Origin of the sequence: Terasakiella sp., assembly GCF_048267425.1 — a bacterium.
Classification (GTDB): domain Bacteria; phylum Pseudomonadota; class Alphaproteobacteria; order Rhodospirillales; family Terasakiellaceae; genus Terasakiella.
In genome coordinates this window covers 473,327-485,482 of the sequence record NZ_JBLWXN010000001.1, presented here as the reverse complement: position 1 = coordinate 485,482, position 12,156 = coordinate 473,327, and the positions used below count along the sequence as shown (strand labels likewise).

At 48.6% G+C, this 12,156-nt stretch carries 9 protein-coding genes; 3 read left to right on the top strand and 6 right to left on the bottom strand.

From position 1 onward, the window contains the following. The first annotated feature begins 78 nt into the window (after nucleotides 1-78). From cysD to ACN0VA_RS02305, 3 genes are all read left to right on the top strand, one after another. Nucleotides 79-987 carry a sulfate adenylyltransferase subunit CysD gene (gene cysD, locus ACN0VA_RS02315; RefSeq protein WP_417819579.1) on the top strand — a complete coding sequence of 303 codons (909 nt, stop codon included), beginning with the start codon at nucleotides 79-81 and terminating at the stop codon, nucleotides 985-987. Then, nucleotides 987-2,906, top strand: coding sequence for a sulfate adenylyltransferase subunit CysN (gene cysN / locus ACN0VA_RS02310; protein WP_417819578.1), 1,920 nt, complete (start codon nucleotides 987-989; stop codon nucleotides 2,904-2,906). Before cysD ends, cysN begins: the two co-directional genes overlap by 1 nt. A gap of 150 nt (nucleotides 2,907-3,056) precedes the next feature. After that, nucleotides 3,057-4,703, top strand: coding sequence for a heparinase II/III family protein (locus ACN0VA_RS02305; RefSeq protein ID WP_417819577.1), 1,647 nt, complete (start codon nucleotides 3,057-3,059; stop codon nucleotides 4,701-4,703). 32 nt (nucleotides 4,704-4,735) lie between these two features. On the opposite strand, the gene ACN0VA_RS02300 is transcribed toward ACN0VA_RS02305, so the two are convergent. Genes ACN0VA_RS02300 through ACN0VA_RS02275 form a run of 6 tightly spaced genes read right to left on the bottom strand, consistent with a single transcriptional unit; the run spans nucleotide 4,736 to nucleotide 12,093 of the window. Next, nucleotides 4,736-6,637, bottom strand: coding sequence for a polysaccharide biosynthesis protein (locus ACN0VA_RS02300; protein ID WP_417819576.1), 1,902 nt, complete (start codon nucleotides 6,635-6,637; stop codon nucleotides 4,736-4,738). A gap of 60 nt (nucleotides 6,638-6,697) precedes the next feature. After that, nucleotides 6,698-7,642 carry a UDP-glucose 4-epimerase family protein gene (locus tag ACN0VA_RS02295; RefSeq protein ID WP_417819575.1) on the bottom strand — a complete coding sequence of 315 codons (945 nt, stop codon included), beginning with the start codon at nucleotides 7,640-7,642 and terminating at the stop codon, nucleotides 6,698-6,700. Next, a complete protein-coding gene (locus ACN0VA_RS02290) occupies nucleotides 7,635-8,633 on the bottom strand; it encodes an MraY family glycosyltransferase (protein WP_417819574.1) in 999 nt (332 codons plus the stop codon). The genes ACN0VA_RS02295 and ACN0VA_RS02290 overlap by 8 nt, the downstream gene beginning before the upstream one ends. 22 nt (nucleotides 8,634-8,655) lie before the next feature. After that, the gene (locus ACN0VA_RS02285) at nucleotides 8,656-9,780 is read right to left on the bottom strand and encodes a glycosyltransferase family 4 protein (protein WP_417819573.1); all 1,125 of its coding nucleotides are present in this window, start codon (nucleotides 9,778-9,780) and stop codon (nucleotides 8,656-8,658) included. Nucleotides 9,781-9,793: 13 nt separating this feature from the next. Beyond that, the gene (locus tag ACN0VA_RS02280; protein ID WP_417819572.1) at nucleotides 9,794-11,080 is read right to left on the bottom strand and encodes a nucleotide sugar dehydrogenase; all 1,287 of its coding nucleotides are present in this window, start codon (nucleotides 11,078-11,080) and stop codon (nucleotides 9,794-9,796) included. Further along, on the bottom strand, nucleotides 11,077-12,093 hold the full coding sequence (locus ACN0VA_RS02275) for an NAD-dependent epimerase (RefSeq protein WP_417819571.1): 1,017 nt from the start codon (nucleotides 12,091-12,093) through the stop codon (nucleotides 11,077-11,079). Before ACN0VA_RS02275 ends, ACN0VA_RS02280 begins: the two co-directional genes overlap by 4 nt. Nucleotides 12,094-12,156: the final 63 nt, after the last annotated feature.

The following is a 12,156-nucleotide window of genomic DNA, read 5'->3' as shown; positions in this document are numbered from 1 at the left end:
TGTATTTTATCTTTGACTCTGATCCCTGAACACACTAGGTTGCTGTCAAATGACATGTGTCCAAAGATAGGATATAAGATGGATACCACAGACTTAACCCACCTCAAGCAGCTTGAAGCCGAAAGCATTCACATCATCCGTGAAGTCGCCGCTGAATTTGAAAACCCGGTGATGCTTTATTCCATCGGCAAAGATTCAGCCGTTATGCTGCATCTGGCACGCAAAGCCTTTTACCCGTCCAAACCGCCCTTTCCCCTGATGCATGTGGATACCACATGGAAATTCAAGGAAATGATCGAGTTCCGCGACCGCATTGCACAAGAATACGGCTTTGATCTGTTGATCCATATTAACGAAGATGGTGTCAAGCAAGGCATTGGTCCGTTCAGCCACGGTTCAGCCATGCATACTGACGTGATGAAAACAGATGCGCTGAAACAGGCCTTGAATAAGTATAAATTCGATGCGGCCTTCGGTGGGGCGCGCCGGGATGAAGAAAAATCCCGCGCCAAAGAGCGCGTTTTCTCTTTCCGTTCAGAAAATCATCGCTGGGATCCCAAAAACCAGCGTCCCGAACTGTGGAATGTTTACAACGCCCGCGTTAAACCGGGCGAAAGCATTCGTGCTTTTCCGCTGTCCAACTGGACGGAACTGGACATCTGGCAATATATCTACAAAGAAAATATCCCCATCGTGCCGCTTTATTACGCAAAAGAACGCCCGGTTGTGGAACGCGACGGTATGTTGATTATGGTCGATGATGATCGTCTGCCTTTAAAAGACGGCGAAACACCGATGATGAAATCCGTGCGTTTCCGCACATTGGGATGTTATCCCTTGACCGGTGCGGTGGAATCCGAAGCCGCAACTTTGCCGGAGATCATACAGGAAATGTTGCTGACGCGCACATCCGAACGTCAGGGCCGTTTGATCGACCATGATCAAGCCGGTTCAATGGAAAAGAAAAAACAAGAGGGCTACTTCTAATGGCTCACCAATCCGACCTTATCGCCGACGACATTCTGGCTTATCTGAACGCACAGGAAAATAAAAGCCTGTTGCGCTTCATCACCTGCGGTTCTGTTGATGACGGCAAAAGCACCTTGATCGGTCGTTTGCTTTGGGATTCTAAACTGATTTTTGAAGACCAGCTTGCCGCCCTTGAAGCCGATTCCAAAAAAGTTGGCACCCAAGGTGGGGAAATCGATTATGCCTTGCTGCTGGACGGCCTTCAGGCTGAACGCGAACAGGGCATTACCATTGATGTGGCCTATCGCTTTTTCTCAACCGATAAACGCAAATTCATCGTTGCCGACACGCCGGGGCATGAACAATATACCCGTAACATGGCAACAGGCGCGTCCAATGCCGACGTGGCCGTTATCCTTGTCGATGGTCGCAAAGGGATTTTGACGCAAACCAAACGTCACAGCTATATTGTCTCCCTCGTTGGTATTCGTAAAATCGTCGTTGCCGTCAACAAGATGGACCTTGTGGATTATGACGAAGCAAAATTCCGCAATATCGAAGAATCTTATCGTGAATTTGCCAAGGATTTAGGCTTTGAAGACATTGCCTGCATTCCCATTTCCGCATTAAACGGCGATAACATCATTGATCGAAGCCCGCAAACCGACTGGTATGACGGCCCGACCTTGATGCATTATCTGGAAACCGTTCAAGTGGCGTCCGATTTGAAAGAAAAACCGTTTCGCTTGCCTGTTCAATGGGTCAACCGTCCCAACCTCGATTTCCGTGGATTTAGCGGAACGATTGAAGCCGGTAGCGTCAAACCGGGTGATGAAATTGCCATTCCGGCTTCTGGTCAAACTTCCATCGTTGATCGTATCGTCACACTGGATGGTGATTTGGAAGAAGCCATTGCCGGACAAGCTGTTACCATCACCTTGAAAGATGAAATTGATATTTCACGCGGCGATATGTTGGTCGATGTCAAATCCCGTCCCGATTATGCCGATCAGTTCGAAGCCAAGATCATCTGGATGCATGACGATGCCCTTTTGCCCGGTCGATCTTATCTGATTAAATTCGGTACTCAAACGGCAGGTGCGCAAATCAGCGAGCTGAAACACAAGGTCAATGTCAATACCTTGGAAGAAGCCGCCGCCAAAACATTGGAACTCAACGAAGTCGGCATTTGTAATGTTGCCCTTGACCGTAATGTTGCCTTTGACAGCTATGTGGATAGCCGGGGGACAGGTCGTTTCATCTTGATCGATCGTTATACCAACGCCACTGTCGGTGTCGGCATGATCGACCATGCCCTGCGCCGGGCCAGCAATGTGCATTGGCAAGCCCTTGATATCAGCAAAAAAGAACGTGCTGAACGTAAAGGTCAACGTTCCTGTGTCTTGTGGTTTACAGGTCTGTCCGGTTCGGGCAAATCCACCATTGCCAACCTTGTGGAAAAGAAACTGCATTCCCTGCATAAACATACCTATGCACTGGATGGCGACAACATCCGCCACGGTTTGAACAAAGACCTCGGTTTCAGTGATGCCGATCGGGTGGAAAATATCCGTCGTATCGGTGAAACGGCCAAACTGTTTGTTGATGCCGGTCTCATAACCCTGACATCCTTTATCTCGCCATTCCGATCAGAGCGCAAAATGGCGCGTGAGTTATTGGAAGAAGGCGAGTTCATCGAGATTTTCGTCGATACACCACTGGAGATTTGCGAAGAACGCGATGTCAAAGGCCTTTATGCCAAGGCGCGCGCTGGTGATTTGCCAAACTTTACAGGTATTTCATCACCTTACGAAGCACCGGAAGACCCCGATATTCATCTGGATGGCTCCAAACTGAACGCGGAAGAAGCCGCAGAGGTCGTTGTTCAGAAGTTAGAAGAATTGGGCATTCTGGACGTCTGGTTCCCGGAAATCTAATTTTTTGTACAACATCCCCTTCTTGGCGATCCGTTTTTTCAAAAGACGGATCGCTTTTTTTTGCGCACATCTTGTGCCCTTTCGATGAACCTGATAGGTAATAAATGTGATTTCTGTTGCATCGCACATTCTTTTGCCCGAGATGGTTTTATGTCATTGAAACATAAAGAAAATATCCACGAACAACCCATATGGCAAAAAGGGTTGAACAAAGCGCGCGCCTTGCTTTATCGCTCGCCGCTCTATCTGGTTACCCTGCGCAAAAATCCACAGTTGGACGTTATCGCCTTACCTGATAACCTGAAGGTGAACCACCCGGAAAATGTTGCGCTGTTAAAAGACGGGAAGTTCCCCTTTGCCGGACGGACCTATAAAAGTAGCGACCATCCCTGGACAACAGCACAAGATGACCTTGCCTGGCAAAGCTGGGTTCATGGTTTTTCATGGTTAAACGATCTCGCCCAAAGTAATGATGCAGATGCCATCGTCACTGCCCGCCAATATATCCAAAGCTGGCTGGACCTTCACGGTGTCTGGAGCCCCCTTGCATGGCGTGCCGATGTCATGGGTGAACGCTTGATCAACTGGATGGCCAATATTGATAAGCTTTGTACCGGTGCCGATGATGATTTTATCCGTGATTTTAAAAGCAGCCTGTCTTTACAGGCCTCGCACCTGTCGCGCGCGCGTTTTCGCGATTTAACGGGTTATACCTTATTGCGCGCCTTGCGCGGACAACTTTACATCAGTTTGTTTATCAAAGGGTTTGAGAAAAAAACACCGCGCGTTCTGGAACGCATGACACAAGAACTGGATCGCCAAATTCTTGCCGATGGCGGTCATATTTCACGTTCGGCTGAAACACTGTGCGATGTTTTGCAGATGACCCTTGAAATCATGGATATTTTTAGTGAACTGCACAAGGAATGCCCAGACAGTTTCCGCCTGAATATTGATCGTATGGCCCCCATGATCCGAACATTGCGCCATACCGATGGCGGATTTGCCCTGTTTCATGGCTCCCAAGAAGGTCAGCGTGACACAATCGATCAATTGTTGGACCGCACCGGCAATATCGGCCAACCCCTCAGCGATGCCCGCCACAGCGGTTATCAACGTATTGAAGCCGGACGCACTGTCTTGTTAATGGACGTTGCCGGGCCGCCGGATATCCAACGACATCCCTTCGGTCATGCCGCCCCGCTCAGTTTAGAAGTCAGTTCTGATAATGAACGATTGCTGGTCAATTGCGGCTGCGCCGTCGGTGGCGACCCCAGCTGGCATGATGCCTTGTCTGCGACCGCCGCACACAACTGTTTAACGGTTGATGATAAAAACTGTTTCAGTGTCTTGCATGGGGGCGGCATCAAACCCTATCAGGCGGACATATCGGCACAACGGTTTGAAGATAACGGGCAAGTCCTGATCGAGGCCCAACACAATGCCTATCAAGCCAGTTTCGGCCTGATCCATCAGCGTAGTGTCTATATGAATAAAACCGGCACCGACTTGCGTGTTGAAGACAAATTAATCGGTATGGGTGGATCGACCTACGCCATCAGTTTGCATCTGCATCCCGATGTGCATGCCTCGTTGGTTCAAGACGGGCAGGCCGTTCTTTTAAAAACCCACAATGGCGCCGGCTGGCATTTACGGGTACAGGGTGGCAAGCTTGATATTCGCGAAAGTATCTATGTTGCACGTCCCGGTCATGTGCGACATACCGATCAGATTGTCATGCAAGGTCCCTTGCGCGGGGAAGGCGTTTGTGTCAAATGGCGTCTCAGCAAACTGTGATCAAACGCAGCAGATAAAAAAGAAAAACGTCTTTAAATCTGTTCTTTAAAAAACGGATGATCCAGTTCCGGCACCAGTTCCTTGACCACATGCAAGGCAGCAATTGTATCGCGATTGCGACATTTGGTTTCAATACGATCCAATGTCTGCGCCAGCATATCGGCATCCAGCACACGCGGTGTGGCAATTAAAATGCCTTCTTGGGTAGAGGGGGTTGGCGGTTCATCCCCGTGGAAAATCTCTTCATATAGTTTTTCACCGGGGCGCAACCCCGTGAACTGAATATCGATATCCTGATAAGGTTGCAAACCGGATAATTTAATCATTTGTTCCGCCAAATGAAGGATTTTAACCGGTTCCCCCATATCCAGAACACAGATTTTCCCATCCAGTACATTGTCTTTTTGCGCCAAAACGGCGGCTTGTAAAACCAGTTCCACCGCTTCGCGAACCGTCATAAAGAAACGGTTCATTTCTTTATCCGTGACGGTCAACGGTCCACCTGCGCGCAACTGCTTTTCAAATAAGGGGACAACCGACCCGGTTGATCCCAACACATTGCCAAATCGTACGGTCGTGAACCGGCATCCTGCTTTTTTGATATCCAAGGCCTGCGCATAACTTTCTGCAATGCGTTTGCTCGCCCCCATAATATTGGTCGGGTTCACGGCCTTATCGGTGGAAATTTGCACCATCGCCTGAATACCGTGGGCAACACAGGCGTCTGCAACATTTCGGGTGCCGACCGCGTTGGTCAAAATCCCTTCCACCGGGTTTTCTTCCACCAAAGGCACATGCTTTAAGGCCGCTGCATGAAACACCAAGTCCGGCTTATTGGTTTCGAAAATATCATTCAGGCGATAACGATCACGGATATTACAAATTAAGGCCTGCCGTTTTAAATCCGGGAAGGTGCGCGATACTTCCATATCGATGGTATACAGCGCATATTCTGAAGCCTCCAACAACAAAATCTCGCAAGGATCAAAACTACAAATCTGGCGAACAAGTTCACTCCCGATAGAGCCACCAGCCCCGGTTACCAAGACTTTTTTACCGGAAATCAAATCCTTAGGCAGCGATTTATCCAAGGCCTTCTGCGGACGCCCCAATAAATCTTCCACATCAATGGGACGCACCTCAATCTGGTCCACTTGACCACTGCGCAAATCGGTCATTTTGGGTAAGCGCGACAAGGGAACTCCCAACTCATCCGCCAAAGCCAAAAGTTTACGCACTTTTTCACCGGGCCAATCATCTTTCGTTAAAATCAGGCGCTGCGGCTTTTTATTCTTCTTTGCCAAGTCGGCAATAATATCGGGCAATTCATCCAACATCCCTAAAACGGGAACACCCAACATATCCAATCCGGCCCGTGATTTTTTTTCTGCCACCAGACCAACGGGCTGATAAGGGATGTTGGGATTGCGCTCAATGGCGCGCAGAAACAAATCCGCCCCATCGCTTGCCCCGATCAAGAGTGCGGGAATTCTGGGAGTTTCGCTTACCAAATGGGACAAATCCAGACGACGGTCTTTCAGCATGCGATAAATAAAACGCGGTGCCCCCAACAAAGCCATCAACACAAACCAGTTGATGACAGGAACAGAACGGGGCAAGGCTTCCAATCGCGTTGTCATAAACATCACAAGCGCGAAAATCAGGATCAAAATACTGGCAGATTTGGTGATGGCGATCAAATCGCGCATGGAGGCATAACGCCAAATTCCCTTATAAAGCCCCATCAGATAAAAGACAGCTGCTGCCAAGATCACCAAAATAGGTGTACCGGTGCGCACAACTTCCAGATAATTATGGAAATCATTGCCCAGTCGCAAATAAAGCGCGACATTAAACGACACTGCCGTCATCAACAGATCATGGAACAGGGCAACCCATCCGCGCCCGGGTATTTTGCTAAAAGTAAACGCCATGACATCCCGGCAGACTAAAGAAAAACCGAATAATTCAAGTACCTTGTTTTCAGGCTGACTTCAACCTTTATACCAACTCACCATCTTTTCAAAACCGCTTTCCACCGAAACAGGCGGGGTCCAGTTCAATTCTTTTTGGATGGTTTGTCCATCAACTTGCAAACTTTGTGTTAAACGATCAATTGCGGCTGATTTGCCTGTTATTCTTCCCAATATTTTCAGAACAAAGACAGGAAGCGGGATCATCCGGCATGGGCGTTTCAGTTTTTGAGCCATCAAGGCAAACATGTCAGCCACGCTTAAATCATGCCCATCACTGATTAAATATGTTTTATGGGCCGCGTTCGGATGTTGGCTACATACCATCAGTGCATCCGCCAGATTTTCCACATTCACAAGGCTGCGTTGATTATGCAGACATTTAAACGGTACCGGCAGAGCTTTGTCTGCCAATTTTAAAAAGCTCAGGAAATTGGCTTTGACACCGGGACCATAAACCAACGGTGGTCGAAGGATACAAACTTCCAGTCCTGTCTGTTGTGCCAAGGTGCGCAGGCCTTCTTCTGCTTCCCATTTTGACAGACCATAGGGGTCAACAGGGGGCTGATCAATTACCACCCCGAAGGGTTGATCCTTTTGCGTTTTCTCCCCATTCACCTTGATGGTGCTTAAAAAGACAAATCGCGTTACCCCTTGGGATTGTGCCGCTTTTGCCAGACACAAGGTCCCATCCCGATTAATCGCACGGTATGTCGCCAAGGGATCACTCGCGCCTTCCTGCATCATATGAACACGAGCGGCAAGATGGATAACCACATCAATCCCGGTGAGTTTATCGGCCCAGTCCGTATTGCCATCCATATCGCTAATTTGAAGCCAGTCACAATTCAAATCGGTTTTATGCGTTCGATAAGTCGCAACAACCCGATGCCCGTTCCTCAACAGATGTTGACACAAAGCCTGCCCGACAAAGCCTGTGGCCCCAGTCACCAGAATATTAGACATCGTTTTGCGATCCTTTTTTAAAATGGAACAACAAAACAGTGACGCTTAGAATTGCCAAGGCCAGTCCGCCCAATAAAGTGACGTCATAAGCTAACCAGGCCGAAGTAATCAGCACCATATTCAATGCCAAAATGCGCAAGGCAACCTGATCGTGGCGCAAACCTTTTTGTGTTGCCTGTTGGTAAAAATGTTCGCGATGGGCTTGCCAAACCTTTTCCCCGCGTAGCAGACGTTTGATCAAGGTGAACGTTGCATCCACCATATAATAAAGCGCAATTAACACCGCAATCAGAACAAAGCCTTGCCCGGCCAACAAAATCAACATCCATCCCAAGAGAAAGCCGATCGGGATACTCCCGACATCACCCATAAAAACCTTGGCGGGATGCCAGTTCCATTTCAAAAAACCAAGGGCAGATGCGCATAAAACAAGGGCTGTCAGAATAAAGCTATCGCCCAAATGCAACGCAAAACCGAATAAAGCCAGCCCCGCCCCGATGGAGGCAATTTCAACACCGGAGATACCATCAATCCCGTCCATAAAATTAAAGAGATTGATAAACCAGACCCACCCCAAAACCAGCAAGATTTTTTCCAGCCATACGGGCATAAACCCGCCGATATAGCCTGTCTCACTGGGGGGTAAGAAAAAGACACATAACCCGACACAGATAAACTGCACCGCAAAACGCACCCCGGCCCCCAAATCACGCAAATCATCCAGCCATGACAATAACGCCAGAACAAACGCACCGCCCAAGGCAAACGGTGCAATTGCCAAAGGGTCTTCCCAGAAAAAGTTAATCCCAATCAACGCAGGCAGAATAACAATTAACATCCCGATCCCCCCGCCACGCGGTGTTGGTATGGAATGGGAACTGCGTTCGTTGGGATGGTCCAGAATGGCCTTATGGCGTAAATAGGCCAACACGCCACCCGTTGCCAACACACTGAGGATAAGAACAGCAATAAAAATGGTCAGATAGTGCATAACTTCTCCAAAATTCTGCCCATTAAGCCGTTATCTGATGAATAACAGACATGGTTTTATCCATTATCGCCTGATCGTTTAATTCTTCATCGACAAAACGACGCGCTGCAGCCCCAAATTCTGCGCAAAGGGCAGGGTTCTTGGCGAGGCATTCAATCGCATTCGCCAATGCAACGCTATTTTGAAGCGGGACCAAAAGACCGTTTTCCTGATCCCGTACGATCTCGCGACAGCCCGGTACATCGGTTGCAATCATCGCCAGCCCACAAGCCGCGGCTTCCAAAAGACTTTTGGGCAATCCTTCGCGCCATGACGGCAATAACGCCACGGTGGATTGGCGATAAATATCGGCAATATCCGTTCGTCGCCCCCAACATTCGACCAATCCATCAGCTTGCCAGCTTGCCAGATCATCCTGTGTTGCACTTTGTGGGTTAAGCGCATCAATATCACCGACAAGTGCGATACGGATATCTTGTCCACGTTCTTTCAATAACCGGGCAGCCTCTATTATCTCCCCCACACCTTTTGCCCATAACAAACGCCCGACAAATGTGATTAAAGGCGGCTGGGGCAAGGCAGGTGCCGGATGAAAATGCACCGCATCCACGCCGGAACCACGCACCAGAAACAGATTATGATCTTCGCTAAACCCAAACCCCGACATCAAGGCAAGATCATCCCGGTTCTGCACCAGCATATTGACCTTTTTTGTGCGGGCAAAGCCCCAAAAGGCAACGGATACAACCGTGCGAATAATACGGGCTTTCAGGCTATTGGAAATAAAGGAAAACCCAAGACCTGTGACAAGATTTAGTACTTTTTTAGCCGGTGAGAAAATAGACGCTATTGTACCGAGAAGCACGGTAAACAAGGCAACATGAACCACCAGATCGGGGCGTTCTTGTTTATAAATCGCACGCAAAGCCGAAACCGTTTTCAAGGCCTTAAGCGGTGAAATGCCGTCGCGTTGAAAGTCTACAGATAAACAACGCACGCCGTGGTTCTCAATTTCTTTGCGTTTGTCGGAAAAACGACAAGCCAGCGCCACATCATACCCTTCTGCCTTTAGTCGTTTTGCCAAGGGAAGACGATGAGATAAAAAATACCAGTCTTCCGATACAACGATGAGGGCTTTGGGCTGCATGGCGGAGCCTCGCTTACAGGCGCCAAAGTTCGATATCTGCCGGACAACTGTTGCGATCCAGACAGGATTTAATATCGATAACCGCGCCTTTATTCTCCTTCAACAAGGAAACGGGCAGCGCCCAACCTTTATCAAGGAATTTCTGATGCGATACCGCCATAATCACCACATCGGCTGGCGCGAGATCACTTTCATCAATCAGGGTTACACCGTATTCTTCATGGGCTTCGTCTTTTTCTGCCCACGGATCGGTAATTTGTACCTGAATATCCATATCCTGCAATTCCGTAATAATGTCCACAACTTTGGAATTGCGCAGATCGGGAACGTTTTCTTTGAATGTCAGACCCAAAATAGTCACGACCGGATCATCCTTGCCCCCGCGCTTCATCAGCATTTTTACCGCCTGCATGGCGATATGATATCCCATACGGTCATTCACACGGCGCCCCGCCAAAATCACTTGCGGATGATGGCCCAGTTGTTCTGCCTTATGCGTCAGATAATAGGGGTCTACACCGATGCAGTGACCGCCCACCAGACCCGGTGTAAATTTCAGGAAATTCCATTTTGTGCCGGCAGCTTCCAAAACATCATGGGTGTCGATGCCGACACGTTCGAAAATTTGCGACAATTCATTGACAAAAGCGATATTTAAATCCCGTTGTGTATTTTCAATCACCTTTGCGGCCTCAGCCGTTTTGATGTTCGCCGCGCGATGCACACCCGCCGTCACAACAGACTCATAAACTTTTGCAACAATATCCAGTGTGTCTGCATCCTGACCGGAGACCACCTTCAAGATGGTTTCAAAACGGTGTTGCTTGTCGCCCGGATTGATCCGTTCCGGCGAATAACCCACTGCAAAATCACCTTGATTGGACAAGCCGGAAATATCTTCCAGAACCGGGACGCATTCTTCCTCGGTCGCACCGGGATAAACGGTGGACTCATAAACAACAATATCGCCTTTTTTCAAGACAGAACCAACCGTGCGCGATGCCGCCAAAACAGCCCCCATGTCGGGACGATGCGCATCGTCAATCGGGGTCGGGACCGTCACAATAAAGAAATCGGCCTTGCGCAATTCATCCAGATCACATGTATAGGTTAGACTGTCGTGTAAAACGTCACCTTCATCCACTTCTTCGGTGCGATCATAGCCTGTGTTCAGTTCCGCAACGCGGCCCTGATCAATATCAAAACCGATGGTTTGATAGCCGGCCCGACCATAAGACACGGCAACCGGCAAACCCACATATCCAAGGCCGATAACGGCAATTTTACGATTATGCATCATACGTCCACATTATAAAAATCAAGATACCATTCAACAAACCGACCAACGCCTTCTTCAATGCTGGTATTGGGGGCATAGCCGGTAATTTTATTCAATTCACTTGTATCCGCCCAGGTCGCCGGGACATCACCGTCCTGCATGGGCAACATATTCTTTTCAGCCTTACGACCCAATTTTTCTTCCAGAATTTCGATATAGCGGGTCAGTTTTTCACAGCGCGAATTCCCGATATTGACAATACGGTAAGGGCCAATACCGCTGGTAGAGGGATCCGGGTTCTTGGCATCCCAGTTTTCATCCTTCTGCGGCGGTTTGGACAACAGGCGGAAGATCCCTTCAACGATATCTTCAACAAAGGTAAAATCGCGTTCCATATTACCATGATTGAAGACATTGATCGGCTTGCCTTCAAGAATGGCCTTGGTAAATAAAAACAATGCCATATCCGGTCGACCCCACGGTCCGTAAACCGTAAAAAAGCGCATTCCGGTTGCCGGAATATTGAACAAATGCGCATAGTTATGGGCCATCAGTTCATTGGCTTTTTTGGTTGCCGCATACAATGTCATGGGATGTTCGGTACTGTCATGTTCAGAAAACGGCATATTCTTATTGCCGCCATAAACAGAACTGGTCGATGCAAAGACCAGATGGTCCACCGGATGATGACGGCACGCTTCTAAAATGCTGAGAAAACCATCAATGTTTGAATGGGTATAAGCTGCCGGGTTTTCCAACGAGTATCGCACCCCGGCCTGAGCCGCCAAATTCACACAATGCGTCGGTTTATGATCGGCAAAAGCCTGCATAATGGCCTCAGCATTGGCCAAATCTTCGCGAATTTCCGTAAACGCCGCATGTTGTTTTAAACGAGCCAGACGCGCTTCTTTCAAGGAAACATCGTAATAATCGGTGACACAATCAATACCAACCACCTCATGGCCGTTGGCAATTAATTTTTCAGCCAGATGATAACCGATAAAACCGGCCGTTCCTGTAACGAGGACTTTCATTTTCTCAGGTTTTCCTTATGCGAAGCTCAGCTTGGCGGCATCATAGCTTCAAGGCAGAGAAGG

What these genes read in the sequence shown, in the direction of transcription:
- ACN0VA_RS02300 (WP_417819576.1), bottom strand. Translation starts at nt 6,637, where the DNA reads ATGGCGTTTACTTTTAGCAAAATACCCGGGCGCGGATGGGTTGCCCTG.
- cysN (WP_417819578.1), top strand. Translation starts at nt 987, where the DNA reads ATGGCTCACCAATCCGACCTTATCGCCGACGACATTCTGGCTTATCTG.
- ACN0VA_RS02285 (WP_417819573.1), bottom strand. Translation starts at nt 9,780, where the DNA reads ATGCAGCCCAAAGCCCTCATCGTTGTATCGGAAGACTGGTATTTTTTA.
- ACN0VA_RS02305 (WP_417819577.1), top strand. Translation starts at nt 3,057, where the DNA reads ATGTCATTGAAACATAAAGAAAATATCCACGAACAACCCATATGGCAA.
- ACN0VA_RS02275 (WP_417819571.1), bottom strand. Translation starts at nt 12,093, where the DNA reads ATGAAAGTCCTCGTTACAGGAACGGCCGGTTTTATCGGTTATCATCTG.
- cysD (WP_417819579.1), top strand. Translation starts at nt 79, where the DNA reads ATGGATACCACAGACTTAACCCACCTCAAGCAGCTTGAAGCCGAAAGC.
- ACN0VA_RS02280 (WP_417819572.1), bottom strand. Translation starts at nt 11,080, where the DNA reads ATGATGCATAATCGTAAAATTGCCGTTATCGGCCTTGGATATGTGGGT.
- ACN0VA_RS02290 (WP_417819574.1), bottom strand. Translation starts at nt 8,633, where the DNA reads ATGCACTATCTGACCATTTTTATTGCTGTTCTTATCCTCAGTGTGTTG.
- ACN0VA_RS02295 (WP_417819575.1), bottom strand. Translation starts at nt 7,642, where the DNA reads ATGTCTAATATTCTGGTGACTGGGGCCACAGGCTTTGTCGGGCAGGCT.